9 protein-coding genes are annotated in these 19,590 nt (G+C 70.9%); 8 read left to right on the plus strand and 1 reads right to left on the minus strand.

The genetic code is table 11. The features are described 5' to 3' along the window. The first annotated feature begins 289 nt into the window (after positions 1-289). Together ACESMR_RS14265 and ACESMR_RS14270 are read left to right on the plus strand one after the other, a co-directional pair. Complete coding sequence (locus ACESMR_RS14265; protein WP_373047767.1) at positions 290-2,338, plus strand: hypothetical protein; 2,049 nt, start codon at positions 290-292, stop codon at positions 2,336-2,338. Then, entirely contained in the window at positions 2,335-4,383 is a 2,049-nt protein-coding gene (locus ACESMR_RS14270) for a hypothetical protein (RefSeq protein ID WP_373047768.1), read from the plus strand. The genes ACESMR_RS14265 and ACESMR_RS14270 overlap by 4 nt, the downstream gene beginning before the upstream one ends. Positions 4,384-4,429: 46 nt before the next feature. Here ACESMR_RS14270 and ACESMR_RS14275 read toward each other — a convergent pair whose 3' ends face one another. Further along, positions 4,430-7,132: a DUF4215 domain-containing protein gene (locus ACESMR_RS14275; protein WP_373047769.1), complete on the minus strand. Its 2,703-nt coding sequence runs from the start codon at positions 7,130-7,132 to the stop codon at positions 4,430-4,432. 360 nt (positions 7,133-7,492) lie between these two features. Here ACESMR_RS14275 and ACESMR_RS14280 point away from each other — a divergent pair, with 360 nt between their 5' ends. From ACESMR_RS14280 to malQ, 6 genes are all read left to right on the plus strand, one after another. Further along, the gene (locus ACESMR_RS14280; protein WP_373047770.1) at positions 7,493-9,961 is read left to right on the plus strand and encodes a S8 family serine peptidase; all 2,469 of its coding nucleotides are present in this window, start codon (positions 7,493-7,495) and stop codon (positions 9,959-9,961) included. 120 nt (positions 9,962-10,081) lie between these two features. Further along, a complete protein-coding gene (locus ACESMR_RS14285; protein ID WP_373047771.1) occupies positions 10,082-12,667 on the plus strand; it encodes a bifunctional aspartate kinase/diaminopimelate decarboxylase in 2,586 nt (861 codons plus the stop codon). A 166-nt stretch (positions 12,668-12,833) separates the two neighbouring features. Further along, entirely contained in the window at positions 12,834-14,306 is a 1,473-nt protein-coding gene (locus ACESMR_RS14290) for a hypothetical protein (RefSeq protein WP_373047772.1), read from the plus strand. A gap of 1 nt (position 14,307) precedes the next feature. Next, positions 14,308-16,815 carry an ATP-binding protein gene (locus ACESMR_RS14295; protein WP_373047773.1) on the plus strand — a complete coding sequence of 836 codons (2,508 nt, stop codon included), beginning with the start codon at positions 14,308-14,310 and terminating at the stop codon, positions 16,813-16,815. Continuing rightward, positions 16,812-17,939, plus strand: coding sequence for a sensor histidine kinase (locus tag ACESMR_RS14300; RefSeq protein WP_373047774.1), 1,128 nt, complete (start codon positions 16,812-16,814; stop codon positions 17,937-17,939). The genes ACESMR_RS14295 and ACESMR_RS14300 overlap by 4 nt, the downstream gene beginning before the upstream one ends. A 90-nt stretch (positions 17,940-18,029) precedes the next feature. Continuing rightward, on the plus strand, positions 18,030-19,580 hold the full coding sequence (gene malQ, locus ACESMR_RS14305) for a 4-alpha-glucanotransferase (protein WP_373047775.1): 1,551 nt from the start codon (positions 18,030-18,032) through the stop codon (positions 19,578-19,580). Positions 19,581-19,590 lie beyond the last annotated feature (10 nt).

Below are 19,590 nucleotides of genomic sequence, written 5' to 3' on the forward strand. Positions count from 1 at the left end.
ATCTGGCCCGCCCGCTCCTTTGGTGTACCATTTCCGGATGCCGTCACGGCAGCCCCTCCCTGGCGGGGAGGTTGCCGAGGCGCTGCAGCGAGGGGCGGTGATCGCTGCGCGCGAGGACGGACATGCATGGCCGCTGCGGGGTTGTATGAGGGGACGCGAGCGCTGCAGCCGATGGACGAGCGGGTACGTACGGGCCCTCTCGCTGGCACTTCTCCTGGGAGCGGCGGCCTGTGGGGACGATGGTCCCGACAGCTGCATCTTCGAGGAAAATCAGGATGGTAGCCGCACGATGATCTGCCCGGACGGCAGCAGCGTGCGGCTGCCGCCGACCGAGACGGAGCAGCCGAAGGGCGGCATCCGCGGCACCGCGCGCTACTTCGGGCGCGAGGACAACGCCGGGATCGAGGTGAAGCTCGCGAACCACGAGATCCGGACGGAGACCGACGAAACCGGGGCGTTCGTTCTGGAGAACGTCCCGGCGGGCTTCCACGAAGTGCTCTTCGACGCGCCGGGCTACGAGCCCGACGTGCGCGGCGAGCTGATGGTGCTGCCCGGGGCCTGGACCAACGAGGACGTCGAGCTCGGGATCGGCAGGCGGATCCTCGACGGCAGGGATTGGAGCCTCGTCCCCTCGCCGCGGGACGACCTCTTCCTCGCGCTCCGCTCCGACCTCTACCTCGTCGACCCGGTGGCGCTGCGAACCGAGCGGATCGCCGGCAACGTCCACTCGGCGACCTTCGCCGACGGTGGCGAGAAGATCGTCGTGGTCCATGGCCAGGAAGACGTGCGGCTCTCGCTCTTCGAGGTCGACGCGCGGCGGATGACCGAGGTAGCCAGGAACGTCACCAACTGGCAGGTGACGCCGGACGGCGACGGCGTCGTCTACGAGCGGATCGCGGAGGGGCGGAGCAGCCTCGAGGTCTGGCACCACCCGACCCGCCGCCGCTCCCCGGTGGGGCGCGACGTACTCGGCTGGCGGCTGAGCGACGACGGCGGCGCGCTGGTGGCGCTGGTGCAGGCAGGTGGCGGCTTCACCCTGGTCGCCTGGGACCTCGCCGCAGCAGGCGGCACCGGGCTCGGGGAGGTCGGTGGCTTCGGCCCCTTCGAGCCGCTCCCCACCTTCGCGCCGGACGACCGCTCCTTCGTCTACTCCACCGTGCATGGCGACAACCTCCTCTGGAACGGCAGGCAGCACGAGGTGGTGCCGCTCGATGCCGGGATCACGCAGCTGATCTACGGTCCGGAGGGGAACCAGCTCCTCTACGTGAGCGAGGGCGCGCTGGTGCACCGCGACCTGCGCACCGGTTCGCGCTTCGAGATCGCCACCTCCGTGCACCTCCCGACCTTCTCGCCGGACGGTGCGGGGATCGCCTATTTCCGGGCGGTGCCCGATTCCTTCGTCGAATTCGAGCTGGTGACCTGGGATCGGGAGAGCCGGGCCTCGACGGTGCGCGCGACGATCGGCCAGCCCGTGGCGCTCAGCTTCGACCCGTCTGGCAGCCACCTCTTCGTCCTCGACGCCATCGGCGGCCTCCACCACTGGAGCAGCGCAGGGCTGCGCACCCTCTCCGAGGTGGCGCAGGAGCTGCCGCTCTTCGCCCCCGACGGCGGCTCCTTCCTCTACCACGACGGCATGGAGCTCCTCTGGATCGAGCTGGGGAGCGACCAGAGCGTCTCCCTCGGCACCAACGTGGCGAGTTATCCGGCTGCGTGGGATCCGTCGGGGCGCCAGCTCTTCTACGTGACCGACGGCGGCTTCTCCCGGAGCGAGGCGTTCGGCGACGCCTGGCTCTTCCATCCGGAGACCCGCCGGATCGAGCAGGTGGGGAGCGACGCATGGTTCTCCACCGGCCGCTTCGTGGCGGACGGGACCCTGCTGCTGCTCCGCCGCTACGACCGCACCGGGCTGCGCGGCGAGCTGGCCCGGGGCGAGGAGGTGGTCGGCGACGGGATCACCCACGGCTACCGGACCACCCCCAACGCCGACCGGGTGCTCTTCCGCACCGACGCGCTGCCGGTGCGCCGGGAGCGGGTGGTGGCGCTCTGGGATCGGCCCGGTGCGGTGCGCCTGGGCGCGCCGCAGGAAGAGGAGCCCGCCTACCAGGGTGGCATGACCCCGGTGGATGCCGGCGTCACCGACCAGATCGTCGACGACGGGTGGATCGCCTGGGTGAGCCAGCCTGCGGTCGAGCAGGATCGCTCGGGGATCTACGTGAGCCACTACCCGCGCGATCTGCCGCCGCCGCCGCCCCCGCCCGCTCCGCCCGAAGAAGAAGAAGTCGACGAAGACACGAACCTCCCGGCGCCGCAGCCGATCGAAAACGGGAACGAAGAATGAAGTCCCCTGCCCTCCGCTTCCTGCTCCTGGCTTTCGCTCTGCTCGCCGCCGCCTGCGGATCGGATCCCGCCACCTGCTCCGTCGAGGACAACGGCGACGGCACCCGCACCATCACCTGCCCCGGCGCCGACCCGGTCCTCGTGGTCGACGGCGACAAGGACACCTCCTGCACCATCGGCAGCGCCGACGACGGCGGGAAGGTGATCCAGTGCAGCGACGGGACCATCGTCCGCATCGACAAGGACGGGCACGTCGTCTTCCCCGGCACCGGCTCCGTCGCGGGCCGGGCGCGGCTCTTCGGCCTCGAGGATCACGCCGGGATCCGGGTGAGCGCCGAGGGAACCGAGTACGAGACCCTGACCAACGAGGACGGCGACTACGTGCTCGGGCCGCTTCCCGCCGGGATCCACGTGGTGACCTTCGAGGCGCCGGGGCGGATCACCGAGCGGGTGGAGAACGTGCCGGTGATCAACGGCACCTGGCAGATGCCTGCGGTCGAGCTCAAATTCGGGCGCTGGGTCACCAGCAGCGGCCAGGCCTTTCCGGCGCCCAGCGGCGATGCGGCGCTCGTCTTCGTCCCGAGCGGGACGCTGGGCGGCTGGCTCACGCTCTGGGAGCTGGACGACGGGGAGCAGACGGCCCTGGGCGGCATCGTCTCCTCCTTCGCCTTCGATGCGAGCGGCGGGCTGGTGCTCTACCAGGAGCGCACGGCGGTCGACGGCCCGCTGCAGCTCTGGGATCGGGCAGCGGCGGAGCGGACCACGGTGGCGGAGCGCTCGGTGCAGGGCGCGATCGTGCCGGGGGGCGCAGCGGTGGTCTACCAGACCGCCGACGGCGACGCAGGCTGCACGCTCCACCTCTGGACGCGGGCGGATGGCACGGTCCGGGAGATCGGCCCCTGCCTGCAGGGCTTCAGCTGGCCCGGTGGCCCGCAGCCCTGGCTCTTCGCCGCGGATGGGCGGCATTTCGTCTACGCCGACGAGGCGGCCGGGCTGGTGCTCTACGATATAACGAGCGGCGAGGACTACGCCCTCGGCTCCAGCCAGCGGGCGAGCGTGACGCGCATCCTCCCCGGCGGCCGCTTCGCGCTGGCGCTGCAGCAGCAGGACAGCAGCTTCACCCGCTTCGACCTGGTGCTGGTGGACGGAGAGACCGGCGATCGGCGCGTGATCGGCAGCGACGTCGACGGCGGCCACCTCGTCTCGCCGGACGGCGGGACCATCCTCTTCCAGCAGAACGTCGGCGCCGGCACCGCGGAGCTGGTGGCCCACCGGGTGGCCGGCGCGGAGAACCTGGTGATCACCTCGGGCTCCGCGACCTCCTGGCTGCGCTTCTCCCGGGACGGCAGCAGGATCCTCTGGATCGAGGGCGAGAGCTGGCAGGCGGGGGTCCTCCACGTGCTGCCCCTCGACGCGCCGGAGAACCGTGCGAGCTACAGCTTGCGCTCGGTGCAGCGGGCGGAGTTCTCGGGAAGCGGCGAGTGGGTGGTGATCCTCGACAGCGCCGGTGAGCTCCACCGTTGGAACCCCGCCACCGACGCGGACCACCTCGTCGATACGGCCCCGGCCTTCTGGCAGTGGAGCCCGGATGGAAGCCGGCTCGCGCTGATGACCTTCGCCAGCGAGGTGGCGATCGTCGAGATCGCGAGCGGCGACGAGCACCGGGCGCCCGCCGATCCCAGCGGCAATACCTTCACCTGGATTCCGGACGGGAGCGGCATCGTCTTCATCCGCACCGCTGCGGACGCGCAGGGGGTCGATCTTCTGCGTTGGGAGACGCCCGACGAGCCACAGCGGATCGGCGGCGGCTTCGTCTCCGGCTTCCAGGTCTCGCCGGCGGGCACGGTCGCCTTCCTCGAGTGCACCGGCCGCTGCGAGAACGGCCTGATCCTCGTGCTCCACGACGGCGCGCGGCAGGTGCGGGAGCCCGTCGACGGGCAGGTCACCTCGATGACGCTGCAGCACGGCGTGCTGGTCTACTCGGTGGCGTCGCCGCTGCCGCAGGAGGCGGAGCGCAACGGCTTCTACGTGGCGCAGGTGCCCTGACCAATGGCCGGCCCGGCCCGCTGGGGCCGGGCCGGCGCCCGCGTCGTCACTGGATCGAGAGGAACCAGGGATCGATGGTGCGGCTGTTGTTCGGCGGCGGCATGAACTCCCGGAAGGCGAGGTAGTAGGTGCCGCTCACCGAGGGCGTGAAGCTGATCCGGGGGCAGTTGGGCGAACTCGTCCACGACCGGGTGAGCTCGGTGCTGCCGTCGGTGTCGTAGAGGAGCAGGGTCGCGTCGTTGGTGTGGGGGAAGCTGGCGGTGCAGGCTCCCAGCGAGCCGATCGAGGTCTCGATCGCGTAGGTGGTCCCTGCGGTCGCCGCGAAGGCGAAGTACTCGATGTCGTAGGAGTCGATGGCGCCCTGGTAGGTCACGCCGGTGGCGATCGACATCGCCGTCGTGGCGTCGTCGTTCGGCTCGACCTCCATCACCACCTCGTAGCTGCAGGTGTCGCTGCATCCGTCGCCAGCTGCGGTGTTGCCGTCGTCGCACTGCTCGCCGTCCTCGAGCCAGCCGTTGCCGCAGGCCGGCGCGGTGCAGAGCGAGAGGGTCTGGTGGCAGTAGAGGCCGGCGGCACAGACGTCGAGTGCCTCGCTCGGATCGCAGGCGGCGCCCTCGGCGCGAATCGGCAGCGGCGTGGCGGTGAGGGTGAAGGTGCCGTGGCTCATGTTCCAGGCGCCGTAGCCGTCGATCACGACGGTCACGCTCGCGCCGGCGTCGAGGACGATGCGGAGCAGGTCCTCGCCGGTCTGGTCGAAGCGCGCGCTGTTGGAGCAGGCGAGCTCGGCGGACGCATCGCCGCAGGTGGCCTGCACCGCGAGCACGGTGTTGAAGTCCGCCGCGGAGCGGATGTCCCAGGCTGCGTCGATGGGTGAGGTGAAGGTGGCGAACGCGTCGGCGTTGATCGCGCCGTCGGCGCAGGAGAGCGCGGTCTCGTCGCCGGCGTCGACGGTGGTACCCGAGACGGTGCCCACGTTCGTGGTCGCGTCGAAGGTGAAGGTGAGCGCGTCGGTGCAGAGGCCACCCTCGACGAGGCAGGTGGATCCGCAGCCGTCGCCGCCCGTCGTGTTCCCGTCGTCGCACATCTCGCCGATCGAGCGGGTGACGATGCCGTCGCCGCAGATCGCCTGGACGCAGACCGAGGCGACGCAGATGTCGCCGGTCTCGCAGACCGTGGCCCTGCCCGCAGGGTCGCAGGCCTCGCCGCGGCCCACCAGCCAGGCCATGTGGCCGGCGAGGGTGAAATCGCCACCGGGCTCCCCTTCGCCCCAGGTGTCGACGGTGACGTAGAGCTGCGTGCCCGCTGCCACGTCGTCGAGGGTGACGGCGGAGGCATAGCGCCCCATGTCGCCGGCGACGTCCTCGTTGCAGGCGAGCTCGGTGCCCGGGTCGGCGCAGTTCCCGCGGACGAAGAGCTGGGTGTCGCTCTCCAGGCTCAGGCCCACCTCGGTGGTCAGCTCGACCCTCGCCCGCTGGGGCACCCAGAGCGCGAGGGTGAGGTCCTCGCCGTCGCCCTCGGAGCAGGAGCCGCTGGCGTCGTCGCCGGCGCCGAACAGGGTGCCGTCGAAGAGGAAGTCCTGCCCGCCGCTGAAGTTGGCGCGCTGGTTCAGATCGACGATCGAGGCGCCGCAGACCCCGGTCTCGAGCAGGCAGGTCGCGCCGCAGCCGTCGCCGGCGGCGACATTTCCGTCGTCGCAGCGCTCCTGGTATTCGCGCACCCCGTCGCCGCAAACCGCCTCGAAGAGGCAGGCGGCGCTGCAGCCGTCGAGATCGTCGGTGTTCCCGTCGTCGCAGGCCTCGCCGGTGTCGACCACGCCGTCGCCGCAGGCGGCAACGCTGCAGGTGGTGCGGCAGGCATCCGCGGTGTGGTCGTCGTTGGCGGCGCCTGCGTCACACGCCTCGCCGCTGTCCACCGTGCCGTCGCCGCAGGTGGCGAGGGCGCAGCTGGTGCGGCAGGCGTCCGCGTTCTCGTCGCTGTTGGCGTCGCCCTCGTCGCAGGCCTCGCCGGCGTCGGCGACGCCGTCGCCGCAGGTGGCCACCGTGCAGGTGGTGCGGCAGGCATCGGGGGCGTTGTCGCTGTTCGCCTCGCCGTCGTCGCAACGTTCCTCTCCATCGAGGATACCGTCACCGCAGCGGGCGGGAACGCAGCTGGACCTGCAGGCATCGGCGGCGGTGTCGCTGTTCGCCGCGCCGTCGTCGCAGCTCTCCGCAGCGTCGACGACGCCGTCACCGCAGGCCGACAGCTCGCAGGTGGTGCGGCAGGCGTCGGCGGCGGTGTCGCTGTTGGCGGCCCCGTCGTCGCAGGCCTCGCCCTCGTCCGCCACGCCGTCACCGCAGGCAGGCAGCACGCAGGTGGTGCGGCAGGCGCCGGGCAGCTCGTCGTTGTTGCCGGCGCCGTCGTCACACGCCTCGTCCCCCTCGACGATGCCGTTGCCGCAGCCCTCGATCACCGTGCAGCTGCCGGTACAGAACGCGCCACCGTCGCAGGCCTCGCCCTGATCGCGGACCCCGTCGCCGCAGCGGTAGAGCGTGCAATCGGTGCGGCACGCGTTGGGCCGATCGTCGCTGTTCTCCTCGCCGCGGTCGCATCCCTCGCCCACCTGCATCACGCCGTCGCCGCAGACCGCCGGGGCGCCGCCCGTGCCCCCCGTGCCGCCGGTCCCCCCCGGGCCGCCGCCCTCGTCACCACAGGCGCCCAGCGCGAGCGCCGCTGCCAGCACCGCGAGCCAACCGAAACCTCGACAACACATCTCCCCTCCCCGGGATTGCTTCCGGCACGCTGCAAGCGCGCCGCGGAACGCAACGTCCTTCGAGCGCCCCCCTGCCCGATCGGGGAAGAGGTGCCCTACTGACCCGGCGGGGTAGCAAAGGATGCTCCTCGGGAAGGGTGGCCGGAAAATCAACGGCTTGGCGTCGTGCGCCCCCAGGGAGGTGGGGAGGCACGCCGCATCGCTCCGTGGAAATCCGTCGCCGCTCTCCGGTCCGGGCGAGGGGTCCGACCACCGAGATTTGTCGCCTGCGAGCGGCGCTCCTGCCCTCCGACGCCTTTTTCGCTTGCGTTCGCTCTTTCGAACGGATCCGTGCGCCCGGATTCGAGCGAGCATGGGCCCATGAAGCGTTCGCTCCTCGCCGCCCTGGTCCTCGCGCCGCTCCCCGCCCTCGCCGCCGGGGTGTCGCCGCTCCTCCTCCACCCGCCCCGGCTTCCCGGTGCGCCTGCAGCCCTCGTCGCCGCCGAGGTCGAGGTATCGATCGTCCTCGATCGCGCCCCCGACGCGGCGATGCTCGCCGCCCTCGCGGCGGCAGGGGCCGTTCCGGTGCGCCTCGCCGACGGCAGCCCCGCCCTGGTCGGCGAGGTGCTCGGCGCGGTGGTGCACCGCGAGCAGCTCGAGACCGTCGGCGCCGTTCCCGGCGTGCTCTCGGTGGAGCCTGCCTCGCCACTCACCGTGATCCGGCCCCTCGTCGAGACCACCGCACAGCTCGGTGTCCCCTCGATCTGGCACCCGGCGCTCTCCGGCGTTCCCAACCTCGGCGAGGGGATCGTCATCGGCGACTACGAGGGCGCCTGGGACATCTTCCACCCCGACCTCTTCTTCCCCGACGGCGGCCTCTACGCGTTCACCGACGTCGATGGCGACGGCGTCGCCGGCGAAGGCGACCTCGTCGATCTCGACGGCGACGGGACGCCCGAGGCACCGCTCTCGCTGGTCGGCGGACCGAGCAGCCTCGGCGCGCCGGAGGTGGAGAACCCGCCGGGCTTCGACCCCGGCATCGAGTGGCTCTACGTCGACCTCGACGGCAACGGCGAGCGGGACCACGGCGCGGCGAAGGGCTTCGACGACACGGTGCCCGCCTTCGGCGAGCCGATCTTCGCTGGGGACGACGTCGACGCCGACGGCAAGCTGCAGGTCGGCGAGCGGCTGGTCCGGCTGGGAACCTCGAAGGTCCGGGCGATCTCGGTCGACGCCGGGAGCAGCGGGGTGAAGCTCTACGAGCGTGGCGTGGATCTCTCGAGCTACGTGCCGGCGCTCGATCCCTACCACGGCACCGGCACCACGGGCATCGTCGCCGGCGGCTGGCCCGGGCTGCGGCGCTGGACCGGCGTCGCCCCCGGCGCCGAGCTCTTCCTCGCCGCCAACCGCAGCCCGGCGGTTGCCCTCGGGCAGGCGAAGGAGGTCGGCGTCGACGTGATGTTCTGGGAGCAGAACGACTTCGGCACCTGGGACGGCTCTTCGGCGTTCGAGCGTGCGGTGAGCAGCGCCGCTGCCGGCGGCATGATCCAGGTGGCGCCTGCAGGAAACGCCGCTGCAGCGGGCAAGTCGATGGAGATCGCGCCGCTCGAAGGCACGGAGACGGTGCGGGTGAGCACCGTCGGCAGGGGCTACCGGGGCTTCTACCTCTGGATCAGCTTCCCGGGGAGCCCCGAAGACGTCGACCTGGTGGTGGAGGCGCCCGATGGCAGCAGCGCCGACTTCACCGGCCTCGGCTCGCAGGCGCCCCAGCTGCAGGCGACGGCTGGCGGCGCGAAGCTGCAGGCCTACGCCTCCCAGAGCACCCGCGGTTTCAGCTCGATCGTGCTGGTGGCGGCGCCCGCTGCAGGCAGCACCCTGCCGCAGCAGGAGGTCACCCTGCGGCTCACCAGCGCAGGCGGCGTGGAGCGGCTCCGGGGCTTCCTGTGGGACGATCTCTCGGGCTGGTCGCGCGGCGTGAGCTTCCTCGATCACGAAAGTGATGCGGGCAGCGCGATGGCGCCCTCCACCGCCGACACGGTGATCGCGGTGAGCGCCCACGGCGGCGTGATGGACATGGACGTGCCGGGCGGCGGCGCGGCAGGCGCGCGGCGCGGCTATGCGGGCATGGGCCCGCGCATCGACGGCGCGCCGCTCATCGACATCTCCTCGCCCGACGATCCGATCGCCCCCATGTCCACCGCGGGCCTGGGCCACGGCGCCTACTTCCGCTTCGGCGGCACCTCCGGCGCGACGCCGCACGTGGCCGGCGTGGCTGCGCTGCTCCGCGCCGCGCAGCCGGACCTCTCCCACGACGAGGTGGAGGCGATCCTCACCGGCAGCGCCCGCCGGGATTCCTACACCGGCGAGGAGCTGCCCAACGAGTCGTACGGCTACGGCAAGCTCGACGCCGCCGCGGCGATCCTGGGGCAGCCGGTTGAGCCTGGCGCGCCGCCGGCCCTGCGGCTCGAAGTGGTGGGCGCCGCCTGGGCGGGCAGGCCGATCACGCTGCGGGCGGTGGTGGACGACGCCGACGGCGACGGGGCGCAGGCCTCCGTCTCCTGGGACGTGGGCTACGACCGGAGCTACGAGGCGGGGCCCGCCAACCTGCAGGAGCACACCTTCACCGTGGACGCCCCGGGGCTGGTGCCGGTGGTGGCCGAGGTGATCGATCCCACCGGCAGGAGCGCGCGGGCGCGCCTCGAGGTGGAGGTGGTCGAGGCGCCGCCGTTCGAGGAGGACGGCGGAGGCGAGGGCGGCGGCTGCAACGGGTCGGGCCCGGAGCCCGTCGCCTGGATCCTCCCGGCCCTGCCGCTGCTGCTGCGCAGGCGCCGCCTGCTTCACCGGGCGTAACAGAAAGCCGACCGAGATTTCGCGGTGGGTGAAAGGAGGCGGGCAGGCAGCCGCCTCCAGCTTGTGTTAACGACACAACGCGTCCAAGCTGCGGCCCTCACATCAGAGGACCGTACGCACATGTCCGCTTGGATCGTCTTGAAGTTCGGCGGCACGAGTGTCTCGACCCGTGAGCGATGGGAAACCATCGCGCAGGTCGCCCGTGCCCGTGTAGCCGAGGGTTTCCGCCCCCTCGTCGTCTGCTCCGCCCTGACCACCATCAGCAACCAGCTCGAGGCCCTCCTCCACCGTGCGGTGGACGGCGACCACGAGCCCATCCTCGCAGCGATCGAGGAGAAACACCGCAGCCTCGCCGCCGACATGGGCGTCGATGCGGACGAGCTTCTCGGCAGCCACTTCGCCGAGCTGCGCCGCCTCGCCCTCGGCGTCTCGCTCATCCGCGACGCGAGCCCCAAGCTCAAAGCCCGGCTGATGGCCACCGGCGAGCTGATGTCCACCGTGCTGGGCGCCGCCTTCCTCCGCCGGATCGGCGTCGACGCCACCTGGTGCGACGCCCGCGAGATGCTGCAGGCGGTTCGCGAACCCAACACCAACGAGGGGCGCCGCTTCCTCAACGCCACCTGCGGAGCGACGCCCGATCCCGAGCTCCAGGCGCGCCTCGCGGCGCTGCCGGGGATCCTCGTCACCCAGGGCTTCATCGCCCGCGACGAGGAGGGCGAGACGGTGCTCCTCGGCCGCGGCGGCTCCGACACCTCGGCGGCCTACCTCGCAGCGCGGCTCGCTGCTGCCCGGCTCGAGATCTGGACCGACGTGCCGGGGATGTTCACCGCCAACCCGAGGCAGGTGGGCTCCGCCCGGCTGCTCCGCCACCTCGGCTACGAAGAGGCGCAGGAGATCGCCACCACCGGCGCCAAGGTGCTCCACCCGCGCTGCATCGAACCGGCGCGCCGCCACGGCATCCCGCTCCACGTCAAGTGCACCACCGAGCCCGAGCTCGAGGGCACGGTGATCTCCACGGAGATCGCCGATGGCAACGGCCAGGTGAAGGCGGTCTCCGCGAGGGCCGGGCTCACCCTCGTCTCGATGGAGAGCCTCGGCATGTGGCAGCAGGTCGGCTTCCTCGCCGACGTCTTCGCCACCTTCCAGCGCCACGGCCTCTCGATCGACTCGGTGGCCACCTCCGAGTCGAACGTCACCGTCTCGCTCGATCCGGGCGCCAATGGCCTCGATCGCGCGGCGCTGCAGGCGCTCACCGCCGACCTCTCCCGCCACTGCACCGCGAAGGTGATCGGACCCTGCGCGGCGGTGAGCCTCGTCGGGCGCAACATCCGCTCGATCCTCCACCGCCTCGCGCCGGCGCTCGAGGTCTTCGAGGAGCAGCGCATCTACCTGCTCACCCAGGCGGCCAGCGATCTCAACCTCACCTTCGTCATGGACGAGGAGCAGGCCGAGGCGCTGGTGGCGAAGCTCCACGCGCTCCTCTTCGGCGACGTGCAGCCCGATGGCACCTTCGGCCCCACCTGGCGCGAGCTGCAGGGCCCCGCCGAGAAGCGGAACGCCGTGCCCGAGAGCTGGTGGCGCCGCAAGGCGGAGAAGCTCGTCGCCATGGCGAACGAGGGGCAGACGCCGCTCTACGTCTACGACGAGGAGACCCTCGCCGAGTCGGTCGGTCATCTCCATTCGCTGCCGGTGGACCGGGTCTTCTACGCGGTGAAGGCCAACTGGAACCCGGAGATCCTGCGCCGCTTCGAGGCGGCGGGGATCGGCTTCGAGTGCGTCTCGCCCGGCGAGATCGCGCACGTGAAGGCGCTCTTCCCGGACCTGCCCGGCGAGCGGATCCTCTTCACGCCCAACTTCGCCCCGGCGCTCGACTACGTGCGCGGCTTCGAGGCGGGCGCGTGGGTGACCCTCGACAACCTCTACCCGCTGCAGCAGTGGCCCGCGCTCTTCGCCGGCCGCTCCATCTTCGTGCGCGTCGATCCGGGGCAGGGCGACGGCCACCACAAGCACGTCAAGACCGCGGGCAACTACTCCAAATTCGGCGTCCCGGTGGACGAGCTCCCCGCGCTCGCCGAGATCGCCGCGAAGAACGGCACGAAGATCGTCGGCCTCCACGCCCACGTCGGCAGCGGCATCCGCACCGCCGAGCGCTGGATGCAGACCGCCACCTTCCTCGCCGCGCAGGCCGACGCGCTCTTCCCCGACGTGCGGATCCTCGACCTCGGCGGCGGCCTCGGCATCGTCGAGAAGCCCGGGCAGGAGCCCCTCGACATCGAGGCGGTGGGCAGGAACCTCGCGCAGGTGAAGGCGGCCCACCCGCGCTTCGAGCTCTGGCTCGAGCCGGGCCGCTACCTGGTCGCCCGCGCCGGCGTGCTGCTGGCGAAGGTGACCCAGCTCAAGCAGAAGGAGGATCAGGCCTACGTCGGCATCGACGCCGGCATGAACGCTCTGATCCGGCCCGCGCTCTACGGCGCGTTCCACGAGATCGCGAACCTGAGCAGGCTCGGCGAGGCCACGACCCTGCGGGCCGACGTCGTGGGTCCGATCTGCGAGACCGGCGACGTCCTCGGCCACGGCCGGATGCTGCCGCCGACGCAGGAGGGCGACGTGGTCCTCGTCGCCACCGCCGGCGCCTATGGCAGGGCGATGAGCTCCGAATACAACCTCCGTTCGCCGCCGGCGGAGCGCCTCTTGCCGCGCGACTGATGCACTTGCGGGAAGCGGGAGCGCTGCCGTTCCGGCGGTGCGCTCCCTTTCCTGTCCTTTTCTTGACGCCCCAATCAAGCCCTCCCACCATGGGGGATGGGCTGAGCCCTCTCACGCCGTGTGCAAAGGCCGCCTCCCCTCCCCGGCCTTTCCAGGAGCAGCCGCCATGACCCTCCCCATCGGTGCCCCCTCCGAACAGACGCCCCGCACCCCGAAGTTCCGTGCACGCCGGATCTCGATCGATCGCGAGAAGATCGGCCCCGTCCGCGCTGCCATGCGACACGCCGAGCTGGGTGAGATCACCGGCGAGGTGCAGGATCTCTCGCTGCACGGCGTCGGCGTGGTCTTCCCTGCTCGCAACGGGCTCTCGGGGCTGTTGCTGAACGGCGACCGCGTGGAAGACCTCGAGGTGGTTGCAGGCAGCCAGCTGCTCTACCGTGGCGCAGCGACCGTCCGCCGCATCTCGGAAGAAGCCGACCGCCAGGTGGTCGGCCTCGAGGTCGACGGGGATGGTCTGGACCTCGCAGAGCTGCATCGAAACGGTGCGAGGCAGAGCTTCGCGCAACGGTGGGCCCAGCTCGAGCTGGGCGTCCGCTACGACCGGGTGACGCCGGAGTTCAAGGCGTTCGTCGCAGACCTGCGCAGCAAGCTGGAGGCTGCCAAGCTCTTCCTGAACGGCGAGGAGCGCGCGCTGGAGAAGGAGGACCAGCTGACCCGGCGCGAAACGCTGCAGCAGTATCTCGACGAGATTCGCCCGCGACTCATGGCGGAGATGGAGAGCGCGCGCGCCCACCTGACGTCGCTCGTCGCGCAATTCGACGAGCCGGCGCACACCCTCCACCGCGCCTACTTGCGCCGGCATCTCGTGCCGCTCTTCTCGGAGTCGCCGTTCATGCGCCGCTGTTTCGAGAAGCCCCTCGGCTATGCCGGCGACTACGAGATGATGAACATGCTCTACCGCGATCACGCGGAGGGCGAGACGCTGTTCGGCAAGGCGCTGAACCTCTACGCGACGAGCGAGATGGCCGCGCAGGCGAACATCAATCGTATCGAGTTCCTCGGCGCCAAGATCCGGCGTGCAGTCGCGGAGAGCAACTCGGGCCGCGTCCGCATCGCGAGCATCGGCTGCGGCCCTGCGCGCGAGATCTTCGCGCTCCTGTCCCGGGCGCCTGAACTGGGCGCCCACCTCGACGTGGCGCTGATCGATCAGGAAGAACGCTCCATCGCGTACTGCGAGCGAACCCTCGCCCCGCTCGCGCGCTCCACTGGCGTGCGAGTGCAGTTCATCCGCGAGTCGGTGCGCAAGCTGATCACCACGAAGAAGCTGGTGGCGGCACTCGGCGAACGCGACCTGATCTACAGCGCCGGCCTCTTCGACTACCTCAGCGACCGTGCATTCGGGGCGCTGGCCTCGGCTCTCTACGGTACCCTCGCTCCCTCCGGGACGCTGGCGATCGGCAATGTGGCGGCGGACAATCCGTCCCGTTGGACGATGGAGTATTTTTCCGACTGGTTCTTGAACCACCGGAGCCCTGCCGACCTGCTGGCCCACGCGGCGGCATTCACCCCGGCGCCGTCCCGGGCCGAGGTCGAGGCGGAGCCGACGGGCGTCAACCTCTTCCTCGTCGTGCAGCGCTGAGATGAGGGGCGACACGGCTCCGTTCGAGCGCCATCTGCGCGAGCGCAACCTCAGCGCCGCGCGTCTGGCTGCCGTGCTCGTCGCCGTGTTGATGCCCGCAGGTGCGCTCCTCGACTGGTTTACCAACCCGGCGCTGCTCGGCTCCTTCTTCCTTCTGCGGATCGGTGCCACGCTCCTCGCGCTGTGCGTGCTGGCGCTCACCTTCGCAAGCTGGGCTCCGCGCCATACCTACGTTCTCGGCATCGGCCCGGGGCTCATCGGCGCCGGCTCGATCCAGGTGATGATCGAGCAGTTGGACGGATTCGCCTCGCCGTATTACGCGGGGCTGAACCTGTGCATCCTGGGCATGGGGATCGTCTTCGCGTGGACGCTGCTCCAGACGGCGGTCGCGTGCGGACTGATCGTCCTGATCTGGGCGGTTCCAGCACTCCTCGGCGCCCGCGCCCTCGAATTCGGGCCATTCTTCAACAACCTCTACTTCCTCGTGCTGACGACGTTGATTGCGGTCGCCTCGAACGAGACGCGCTACCGGCAGGTCCGAAGAGAGTTCGAGGCCCGCGCCGAGGTTGCGCGGACATCCGAGCAGCTCGCCGGCGCACTCGCGCGGCTGCGCGAGCTCGATCGGCTCAAGAGCGAATTCTTCGCCAACGTCTCGCACGAACTGCGCACGCCGCTGACGCTGATCCTCTCGCCGGTGGAGGAACGCCTCGGTCGCAGCGAAGGCAGCTCCGATCAAGGCTTGTTCGAGGTGATCCGCCGGAACGCGGTCCGACTGCTGCGGCTGATCGACGACCTCCTGGACCTCTCGCGCATCGACGCGGGCCGGCTGCGCCTGCAGATCGGCGCGGTGGACATGCGCCTCCTTGCCGAGCAGGCGATCGAGGCCTTCCGACCAGCGGCTGCGGCACGCGGCGTGACCCTCGAACTCGTGGTCGGTTCCGACCTGGAGGGGGTGTACGGGGACCCGCACCGTCTCGAGATCGTGCTCACGAATCTTCTCGGCAATGCCCTCAAGTTCACGCCGGAGCGCGGCACGATCGGACTCGAAGTGCAGATCGCGGACGGCCGAGCGGTCGTCATGGTGCGTGACACCGGTCTTGGTATTGCGCCGGAGGACCTCCCCCGCATCTTCGACCGCTTCCACCAGGTGGAAGGTGGAGCACGGCGGACGCGCGAGGGTGCCGGCATCGGACTCGCGCTGGCCCGTGAGCTGGTGGAGTTGCACGGCGGTTCGCTCGCGGCGGAGAGCGAATTGGGACACGGCTCCACCTTCACCATGCGCCTGCCCCTGGGACGCGAGCACTTCCGGTCCGAGGTGATCGAGCGGCGCAAGGTCGCGATGGACGTGGGGATGGGCCGACGGGCTTCCGATCATGCCATCGCCACCGCGGAGCCGCTGGTCCCCGAGCCGGCGCTGCCGCAGGTGGAGGAGGTGCCCGTCGTTCTCGAGGGGGGCCGTCGCGCAAGAATCGTGATCGCCGAGGACAACGCCGATCTCCGCGAGTTCCTCCGGGCGCTCCTCGGTGGGAGCTACGACGTCTTCACCGCCGTCGACGGCAGGGAGGCCCTCGAGCTGGTGCGAAGCGAGCGGCCCGACCTGGTGCTCTCCGACGTGATGATGCCGCAGATGACCGGCATGGATCTCTGCGCCGCGCTCAAGGCCGACCCGGCGCTGCAGAACACGCCGATCATCCTCCTCACCGCCCGTACCGGATCCGAGGCGGTGCTCGAGGGCTACACCTCCGGCGCCGACGACTTCGTCAACAAGCCGGTCCACCCGCGGATCCTCCTCGCGCGGATCAAGGCGCAGCTGCGGCTGCGCTCCTTGAGCCTGCAGCTCGCACAGCAGGAGCGCCTCGCTGCGGTGGGCACCCTCGCCGCCGGTGTGGGACACGAGGTGCGCAACCCGATCAACGCGGTGCTCAACGGCGCTCGCGCCCTGCTCGACCGGCAGGGCACCGATCCCGCCACCCGCCGCGTCCTCGAGGTGATCGCCGAGGCCGGCGGCCGCATCGAGGGGATCAGCGCAGCGCTCCTCGATCACGCCCACCCGGCGGAGAACGACAGGCCGCGACCCTGCGACGTCCGCGCGGGCCTGGACGCGACGCTGCGCCTGCTCGAGCACCGCACCAGGGAGATCCGCGTGCACCGTACATACGGCACGTCGCGTCTCGTGGTAGCTTCGGCGGCGGAGCTGAACCAGGTGTTCCTGAACCTTCTCGACAACGCCCTGCGCTCCTCGGCCCAGAACGTCTGGGTCCGCGTGGAGGAGCGAGAGGACAAGGTGGTCGTCGGCGTCGACGACGACGGCCCCGGCGTGCCCAACGAGATCGCTTCGCGGATCTTCGACCCCTTCTTCACCACGCGCGGCCCCGGCGAGGGGACGGGCCTCGGTCTCTACCTCTCCCGGAAGATCGTCGGACGCTACGGCGGCGACCTCCGCCTCACCAGCCGCCAGGGTGGCGGCGCATCCTTCTCGGTCGAGCTGCCGGGGGAGACGCGAACATGATCGCCCCCATCCTCTACGTCGACGACGACAGGGCGAACCTCGTCGTCTTCGAAGCGACCCTCGAGGGCGCTCTCCCCATCCGCACCGCCGGCAGCGGGGTCGAGGCGCTCGAGATCCTCCGCAGCGAGGAGATCGCCGTGCTCCTCACCGATCAGCGCATGCCAGGCATGAGCGGTGTCGAGCTCGCCGAGCAGGCGAAGGTCGAGTTCCCCGACACGGTGCGCGTGCTCATCACCGCGTACTCGGATCTCAATGCTGCGGTGGACGCGATCAACCGGGGCCAGATCCATCTCTACCTGCGCAAGCCCTGGGAGCCGCGGGAGCTGCGGCTGGCCCTCGAGTCGGCGCGGGAGCGCTACCTCACCACCCGGCGGATGCGCGAGCTGGAGCGGCGCCTCCTCGCCACCGAGCGCGTCTACGCGCTGGGGGTGATCGCCGCCGGCATCGCCCACGAGATCCGCGGGCCGGTCGGCGTGCTGCAGACCAACGTCGAGGTGCTGCGCGAAGGACTGCGGGAGCTGAACCTCGCCATGACCCGCGGCGTGGTCGATCCCGGCTCCGCCACCATGCAGCTCGCGGAGATGGACGCGATCCTCGCCGACTGCAGCGAGGCGACCCACAACGTCCTCGAGATCACCCGCTCGATCGAGGTCTCGACCCGCTCCGTTGCGGAGACCGAGGTCGATCTCCGGGAGGTGATCCGGCTGGTGACCCGCTCGATCCGGGCGGAGCTCTACCAGCGCGGCACCCTCGACCTCGATCTCGGCGAGGTGCCGGTGGTCTGCGGCTCGCGGACCCGCCTCGGGCAGGTGGTGCTCAATCTGGTGGTCAACGCCCTCGAGGCGATGCGCCCCGAGCGTCGTGGCACCAACCGGCTCAAGGTGAAGCTCTGGGCCGAGGACGGCAGGGTGCGCCTGCTGGTCGAGGACAACGGGCCGGGCATCCCGCCTGCCGCCCTCGACCGGATCTTCGACCCCTTCTTCACCACCAAGGCGGACGGGGGCACGGGGCTCGGCCTCGCCATCTCCCGCCGCATCGTCGAGGAGTGTGCGGGCTCCCTCGAGGTGACGAGCGTCGAGGGCGTGGGGACGCGCTTCGTCGTCGATCTGCCTGCCGGGGTCTGAGGGGCGGGTTTTTCGGGCCCCGTCCACTTCCCGACCTTCGTCCCGGCGGCACGCTGGATCCTTCGTACCCATCTTGTAGGGGTGTGTTCGATGGCTCCGCGCACCCCTCGTCCAGGCCTCCACGATCGATCGAGCGGCATTCTCCTCCACCCCACCTCGCTTCCCGGCCCGTACGGGTGCGGCGACCTGGGGCCGGAGGCGCACCGCTTCGTCGAATTCCTCCATGCAGCCGGACAGCGCTACTGGCAGATGCTGCCGGTGGCGCCGGTGGGCTACGGCAACTCGCCCTACTCCGCGCTCTCCGCCTTCGCCGGCAACCCGCTCCTGATCAGCCTCGACCGGCTGCAGGAGGAGGGGCTGCTCGAGCAGGTGCCGCGCCCGCGCCTGCCGGTGGACCGGGTGGACTACGAGCGGACCCGGGCCTTCCGGCGGGGGCAGCTCCGGATCGCCTGGGGCAACTTCGGCAGGGCCGGCAGGAGCGCCTTCCGCCGCTTCTGCGAGGAGCAGGCGGGCTGGCTCGAGGATTACGTGCTCTACCGCACGATCAAGCAGCTCCATGGCGAGCGTTCGTGGGTCGAGTGGGCACCCGAGCTGCGGGACCGCAAGCCCGCGGCGCTGGAGCGGGTGCGGCGGGAGATGGCGGACGAGCTCGCCTTCCACCGCTTCGAGCAGTGGCTCTTCGAGAAGCAGTGGGCGGAGCTCCGGGCCCACGCAGCTGCGCTCGGCGTGGGGCTGGTGGGTGACCTGCCCATCTTCGTGGCCCACGACAGCGCCGACGTCTGGGCCAACCGGGAGCTCTTCTTCCTCGACGAGGCGGGGCAGCCCACGGTGATCGCCGGCGTGCCGCCCGACTATTTCAGCGCCACCGGCCAGCGCTGGGGCAACCCGCTCTACCGCTGGCAGCGGCTGCGGCGCGGCGGCTACGGGTGGTGGGTGGAGCGTTTCCGCCAGACGCTCCACCGCTTCGATGCGGTGCGTCTCGACCATTTCATCGGCTTCACCCGCTATTGGGAGATCCCGGCGGACGAGCCCACCGCCATCAACGGCAAGTGGCTGCCGGGGCCCGGCGCCCACTTCTTCCGGGCGGTGCAGAAGGCGCTGGGCACGGAGGAGCTGCCCCTCATCGCCGAGGACCTCGGCGCGGTGACGCCGGAGGTGACGGCGCTGCGCGACGCGTTCGGGATGCCGGGGATCCGGATCCTCCAATTCGCCTTCGGCTCCGACCCGCAGGCGCCGACCTTCAAGCCCCACCATTATCCGCGCAACGCAGCCGCCTATACCGGCACCCACGACAACGACACGGTGGTGGGCTGGTTCCACGATCCGGGCGGCACCGGCTCGAACCGCACGCCCGCCGAGACCGAGGTGGAGCGGCGCTACGCCACCCGCTACCTCGGCTGCGAGGCGGGCGAGATCCACTGGGACATGATCCGCGCGCTCCTGGTCTCGGTGGCCAACCTCGTCTTCGTTCCCCTGCAGGACGTGCTCGGCCTCGGCTCCGAGGCACGGATGAACCGTCCCGGCACGGCAGAGGGCAATTGGGAGTGGCGCTTCACCAGGCGCGACCTCACCAATTCCCTGGCAGCCAGGCTCCAGCAGTTGGTCCACGACACCGATCGCGGTGGAGGCATCGCCGAATGATCCGCAAGCC

Origin of the sequence: Vulgatibacter sp. (assembly GCF_041687135.1) — a bacterium.
Lineage (GTDB): Bacteria > Myxococcota > Myxococcia > Myxococcales > Vulgatibacteraceae > JAWLCN01.

Excerpts from the sequence above, each read along its gene's own strand:
- ACESMR_RS14270 (WP_373047768.1), top strand. The coding sequence starts at position 2,335 with ATGAAGTCCCCTGCCCTCCGCTTCCTGCTCCTGGCTTTCGCTCTGCTC.
- ACESMR_RS14265 (WP_373047767.1), top strand. The coding sequence starts at position 290 with ATGATCTGCCCGGACGGCAGCAGCGTGCGGCTGCCGCCGACCGAGACG.
- ACESMR_RS14290 (WP_373047772.1), top strand. The coding sequence starts at position 12,834 with ATGACCCTCCCCATCGGTGCCCCCTCCGAACAGACGCCCCGCACCCCG.
- ACESMR_RS14275 (WP_373047769.1), bottom strand. The coding sequence starts at position 7,132 with ATGTGTTGTCGAGGTTTCGGTTGGCTCGCGGTGCTGGCAGCGGCGCTC.
- ACESMR_RS14295 (WP_373047773.1), top strand. The coding sequence starts at position 14,308 with ATGAGGGGCGACACGGCTCCGTTCGAGCGCCATCTGCGCGAGCGCAAC.
- ACESMR_RS14285 (WP_373047771.1), top strand. The coding sequence starts at position 10,082 with ATGTCCGCTTGGATCGTCTTGAAGTTCGGCGGCACGAGTGTCTCGACC.
- ACESMR_RS14300 (WP_373047774.1), top strand. The coding sequence starts at position 16,812 with ATGATCGCCCCCATCCTCTACGTCGACGACGACAGGGCGAACCTCGTC.
- malQ (WP_373047775.1), top strand. The coding sequence starts at position 18,030 with ATGGCTCCGCGCACCCCTCGTCCAGGCCTCCACGATCGATCGAGCGGC.
- ACESMR_RS14280 (WP_373047770.1), top strand. The coding sequence starts at position 7,493 with ATGAAGCGTTCGCTCCTCGCCGCCCTGGTCCTCGCGCCGCTCCCCGCC.